Source organism: Helicobacter sp. UBA3407 (genome assembly GCF_949747025.1).
In the GTDB taxonomy this organism is placed as follows: domain Bacteria; phylum Campylobacterota; class Campylobacteria; order Campylobacterales; family Helicobacteraceae; genus Helicobacter_D; species Helicobacter_D ganmani.
The window spans coordinates 1-5,354 of the sequence record NZ_CATKCB010000101.1; the positions used below are offsets into that span (position 1 = coordinate 1).

The 5,354-nt window shown below is 35.5% G+C and carries 5 protein-coding genes; 1 reads left to right on the forward strand and 4 read right to left on the reverse strand.

The features are described from left to right. The 4 genes from prfB to ccoG all read right to left on the reverse strand — a co-directional run. Positions 1-1,070, reverse strand: a 1,070-nt coding sequence (gene prfB / locus Q1553_RS02765; protein ID WP_300842739.1) for a peptide chain release factor 2, incomplete at its 3' end; no start/stop codon positions are given. A gap of 15 nt (positions 1,071-1,085) precedes the next feature. Then, complete coding sequence (gene mnmH / locus Q1553_RS02770; RefSeq protein WP_115551591.1) at positions 1,086-2,084, reverse strand: tRNA 2-selenouridine(34) synthase MnmH; 999 nt, start codon at positions 2,082-2,084, stop codon at positions 1,086-1,088. A gap of 51 nt (positions 2,085-2,135) precedes the next feature. Beyond that, positions 2,136-3,200: an AI-2E family transporter gene (locus Q1553_RS02775; protein ID WP_115551592.1), complete on the reverse strand. Its 1,065-nt coding sequence runs from the start codon at positions 3,198-3,200 to the stop codon at positions 2,136-2,138. Between the two features lie 69 nt (positions 3,201-3,269). Continuing rightward, positions 3,270-4,637: a cytochrome c oxidase accessory protein CcoG gene (gene ccoG, locus Q1553_RS02780; protein ID WP_115551593.1), complete on the reverse strand. Its 1,368-nt coding sequence runs from the start codon at positions 4,635-4,637 to the stop codon at positions 3,270-3,272. A gap of 187 nt (positions 4,638-4,824) precedes the next feature. On the opposite strand from ccoG, the gene rpsU reads away from it, so the two are divergent. After that, positions 4,825-5,037: a 30S ribosomal protein S21 gene (rpsU, locus tag Q1553_RS02785; RefSeq protein ID WP_006803152.1), complete on the forward strand. Its 213-nt coding sequence runs from the start codon at positions 4,825-4,827 to the stop codon at positions 5,035-5,037. Positions 5,038-5,354: the final 317 nt, after the last annotated feature.

A 5,354-nucleotide genomic window follows, 5' to 3' on the forward strand; every position in this document is an offset into this window, starting at 1 on the left:
AAAACACCCTCTAACATAGAATCAATATCCCCATCTAAAATAGCTTCTACATTACTATATGCAAGATTAGAGCGCAAATCTTTCACTTGCTGATAAGGGGCTAAAACATAACTTCTAATCTGATGTCCCCAGCCAATCTCACTTTTATCCTCACTTGCATTTTTCTCCTCGCGTTTTTGAATCTCTTGCTCATAAAGCTTAGATTTTAGCATTTTTAGTGCAGTGGCTTTGTTTTTATGTTGGCTTCTATCGTTTTGGCATTGCACCACGATTCCTGTGGGAAGGTGCGTAATACGAATCGCAGATTCTGTTTTATTCACATGTTGCCCACCCGCTCCTGAAGCACGATAAGTGTCAATCCGCAAATCTTTTTCTTCAATAGCAATCTCAACATTATCGTCAATCTCTGGACTCACCTGCACCGCAGTAAAGCTTGTATGCCGCTTAGCATTAGAATCAAAAGGAGAAATGCGCACAAGGCGATGGATTCCATTTTCAACCTTTGCATATCCATACGCATTTTCTCCCTTAATCATAAAGCTAACATCTTTCAAGCCCGCTTCCTCTCCCTCTTGATAATCAAGCAATTCCATCTTGAAGCCTTTTCTCTCTGCCCAGCGCAAATACATACGATAAAGCATACTTGCCCAATCTTGCGATTCCGTCCCGCCCGCTCCGGGAGTAATTGTAAAAATCGCGTTATTAGAATCCAATTCCCCGCTTAACATCACTTCAATTTCTGCGTTTTTAATCTGCTCTTCTAGCTCTTTGGATTCTGCAAAAAGTAGCCCTAAGCTCTCCAAATCATCTTGAGAAATCTCAAACAATTCTTTAGCGTCCTCCAATGCAGACTTTGCCATATTGTATTTTTCTAGCTTTCTTTCACAGCTCTTTTTCTCTTTTTGCAATTCACCCGCTTTTTTGGTATCCTCCCAAAACTCCTTTGCCTGCTCTAAATCTGTGATTTCCAAAATACGCTTTTCCAAAAGTTTGGGTTGCATAATTTTTTCTATATTTTGTCTTTTAATTTCTAGCTCTTTTAATAACTCGCCATATTCATAATTATCCAAACGATTCCTTTGATTTTAGTTGTAAAATTCTCTAGCAAATGCTTCAATCTCTGTAATCACTTGCGAAAGATTCTGATAAGAAATTGCACAAACATAGGATTCTTTTTTATACACTTTATCATAATATTCCACTAGCAAAATCTCCGCTACACGCATTAAATCCCCCACATAAAAAGCTTTTTTGGCTTCATACCAAAACTCTTTTTTCATAAAAGGAGAAATTTTTTGCATAGAATCCTCAAAAAATTGTAATGAAATTTTACCATATTGCGCCACGATTCTTTGCACCCTTTGCTCCAAAGGTGCGACAATTAGAATCTTTGGTGCTTTTTGGTAGGATTGATAAAGCGGAGTGGGCAAAATCAAATTTCCAAGCTTCTTACTCTCCCCTTCCACTAGCACAAAAGGAGCATTTTCTAAGTCTTTCAAACGAGCAAAAAGCAGATTTTGAAAACTCTTCACACTAGGTTGCTCCCCACAAATTGCGCCAAAGCTTGAACCTAAATGCTTTGCGATTCCCTCAATATCCAAAGAATCACGAAATCCTTGAATAATCTCGCTTTTACCGCTCCCGGTTTGACCCACAAGCGTAACAAAGCGATGGGGAGGAAAACTATCAAGATATTTCAACACTTCGTTGCGGTAAGCTTTATAACCACCCTCTAAAAGCACGACTTGGTAACCAATAGCTTCCAAAACCATAAAAAACGCGCGACTTCTCATACCACCGCGTGCGCAATGGATTCCAAAGGGTTTTTTAGGGCTTACCATTGTCTCTAAAGTCAATAAATGTTTTGCAATATTTTGACTGACAAAACTAGCACCCAAAACCTTTGCCTTGAAAGAATCCGTGCGATACAATGTGCCAATTTGCTGATGTTCTTCATCATTTAAAACAGGAAAATTTTGCGCTCCTACGATATGAGATTCTGCATATTCTCTAGGAGAGCGCACATCTATAATTAAAGATAAATCTTGATTTAAAAAACTATTGGGCGGAATTATTTTTGTCATTTTTTCCTCTATATTTAAAATAGAATCGCAAAATCATTTCGGATTTCTTGTCTAAACTTTGTCTTGATAAAGAATCTTATAAACTCTAAGCAATGCAATAAATAACGCTGTAATTGCTGGACCAAATACAATGCCCCAAAAGCCAAAACTCGTAAGCCCTGCAATAATAGCAAAGAAAATTAACATTTCGTTAATTTTTAGCGGAGTTTTTATCAATACGCGATTGATAAAACTGATAATAAAAGGCTTCACGCCATTATCTGCTAAAGTTGCGATAACAATAATAGAATAGAGCGTAATAAGGATTGCATAACTATAATTCCCTAAATACAATTCATATCCAACAACAGGCAACCAAACTAAACTTCCACCCACCACAGGCACGAGCGAAGCAAAACCATAAAAAACACCCAACAAAAGTGCATTATAACCCAAAAACGCCATAAGGATTCCAAACAATGCGCCTTGCAAAAGCATAGAAAAAATAGAGGAATAAAATACAACACTAATCACTGCACTCACTTCCTCATAAAGAGATTTGACATAAGTGGGCTGAATCGGAATCAACCCCAAAAAATACTGACCCAATGCACCGCCATAATAATAAAAAAAGAATAAAAAAACTAGGATAAATAGAGTATCACTCAAAAAATATAAACTATTTTGAGAAATTTTTGCAACAATTCCTATGCTACGTTTGGCGACTTCAGTCCAATCAATCCCAGAAAGATGTGCCAACCAATTATTGATTTCCTTTTGCAATAAATCCGGCAGATAAGCAAAAATCTCTTTTCCATATTCTCCCAAATGCATTTGTAAATCCAATAAAAAATTTTGAAAATTTCCCAACTCCAAATTTGTTGCCAAATTCAATAAATTTAAAAGAATATAAAAAATAGGTAAAAAACAAAGAATTATCAACAAAAGAGTCATTAGAAAAGTGGAAGCAAGCGGAGATTTTATGTATTTTAAAATCACATAATAAACATTCTGTGTTGCAATAAATAGCAAGAATGCAATCAATAGATTCATTAAAAATGGAGAATAAAGCTTCAATAAAGCCAACAATGTGAGAGCAAAAATAACGAGAAAAAAATAAATTCCACCTTTTTGCATAATTTACCTTTATTCAAAAATCCAAATCACAAGACACAAAATTTTGTGCTTGCGATTCTTTATTATCACTTAATGCAAAGATTTGTTTGGTGGATAAATAAACACACTTTTCCTGAAAACTTCAATAGGCTCTTGGCTATCTACCGCATAGGCTCTGATTTCTAATGGAATATGTGTATCTTTTTGCGCATCTTTAGCCAAATTTGCTTCCGTATAAAGCACAACGACTTGTTTGGATTTCTCGCCTGCTTCTATGCGGAAGGGTTTGCTTGGACGCTTAATTTGAATCTCTGCATTGTTTTGCACCTCAAAATAAAAATCATAAGCTTGTTTTTGCGTATTTTGAAACAAGAAAACATAGGAATTCTCCACGCGCCCATTATCGCGAATCGTATAAAGTTCTTGTCGGTTGATATTTAAAAGCATATCTTCCTTTTTAGAACTCATCATCAAAAGCCCAGAAAACACAACCACCATTGCAACAATATAACCAATTGTTTTAAAGCGCATATAACGCACTTTTTGTCGGTCTTCAATACTTTGCGGACTTGTCCAAGAAATCAAAGTCATTTTACCGAGTTTTCCCATTACCTTTGTGCAAGCATCTGAACATTCAAGGCAGTTAATACATTCTAATTGCATTCCCTTGCGAATATCAATATGTGTAGGACAGATTTTCACACAGGCTTCGCAGCCGGTGCATTCTGCATTTAGTGCTTCAGGCTTTTTCCATAGTTTAATCCCTTTTGCATCAAAAACTTCTCCACCTCTTTTATAGTCATACACCGTCATAATAGTATCATTATCATACAAAACACTCTGAACACGGCTATAAGGACACATATAAATACAGAAGTTTTCTTTGATAAATACCACAATCGCAATGAGTGCAATGGTAAATCCTAACCAAAAAATAAATAAATATTTATGCTCTAAAGGGTTTTGAATATAGTTAAAAAAATCTTCTGGTGGCACAAAATACCACATCAAATTGGACGCTGCAACCAAAGCAAGACAAGCAAAAATCACAAGAGAAATCACTTTTTTAACTTTGTTGCTCCCCAAGCTCATATCGGGCTCTAATTGGCGATTCTCCATTCTTTTGCGCAAGCCCAAAATTTTTGTCTCTAACAAATCGCGATACAATACGCGGAAAATCGTCTGTGGGCAAGCCCAACCACACCATACGCGTCCCGCAAGTGTTGTCATAAAAAAAATCGCCAAAAACATTAAAATCAACAAAAAAGGCATAAGATAAAGTTCTTGCATATCAAAAGCAACCCCTAGCAAATGCAGTTGTTTGCGGTCAAAAGACAATAAAAAAATCTGATTGCCATTAATTTTAATAAAAGGAATGCAGAACAACAGAATTGTGGTAATTCCATACATCACATAACGACGCTTGAAATATAAGCGTTCCTTTACATTCTCAACCATCTTTACTCCTAATATTTTGATTTTTTAGTAAAAGATTAATATTACCATAATAAAAGTAAAAATTAAACTTTATTTTTCTTTAGGGTGATTTTCTTACATTCATTTTAATGGATTCTTAAAATTTTTATATTAAAATACGAGGCTTTTTTATAAAAGCTAAATCTTACACACAAAGGTGGTGATTTAGATGCCGGGTATCAAAGTCAGAGAAAATGAATCTTTTGATGATGCGTATAGAAAGTTTAAAAAACAAGCCGATAGAAACCTTGTTGTAACTGAAAGTCGCGCAAGAAGATTCTTTGAACCAAAAACTGAAAAGCGCAAAAAGCAAAAAATCAGCGCACGCAAAAAAATGCTCAAACGCTTATATATGCTTCGTCGCTACGAATCAAGGCTCTAAAAACAATAAGATTCCTCTATGGAATCTTATTTCTTACAATTCTTTCTTATAAGATTCCAAATATTCCTTAATAATTCGTTTTCTAGCTTTTCTTGCAAAGTTCGTGGAGAAAAAGATTGCTCCAAAGCGAGATTCTACACTATGAATTGCTGTCTCTTGTATTTTGCAAGGATAATCCAAACGATAAACTATTCTACAAAAATCCTTGCCTTTGTAGTGGAATCTTTCAAAAAAGATTCAGTGTGTCCGATGATTTGGGCAGATTCTATCCCCTCATTTTTCAATCGCTCAAGCAGTGCATTTGCTTCTTTTTGTGG

Excerpts from the sequence above, each read along its gene's own strand:
- ccoG (WP_115551593.1), bottom strand. The coding sequence starts at position 4,637 with ATGGTTGAGAATGTAAAGGAACGCTTATATTTCAAGCGTCGTTATGTG.
- rpsU (WP_006803152.1), top strand. The coding sequence starts at position 4,825 with ATGCCGGGTATCAAAGTCAGAGAAAATGAATCTTTTGATGATGCGTAT.
- Q1553_RS02775 (WP_115551592.1), bottom strand. The coding sequence starts at position 3,200 with ATGCAAAAAGGTGGAATTTATTTTTTTCTCGTTATTTTTGCTCTCACA.
- mnmH (WP_115551591.1), bottom strand. The coding sequence starts at position 2,084 with ATGACAAAAATAATTCCGCCCAATAGTTTTTTAAATCAAGATTTATCT.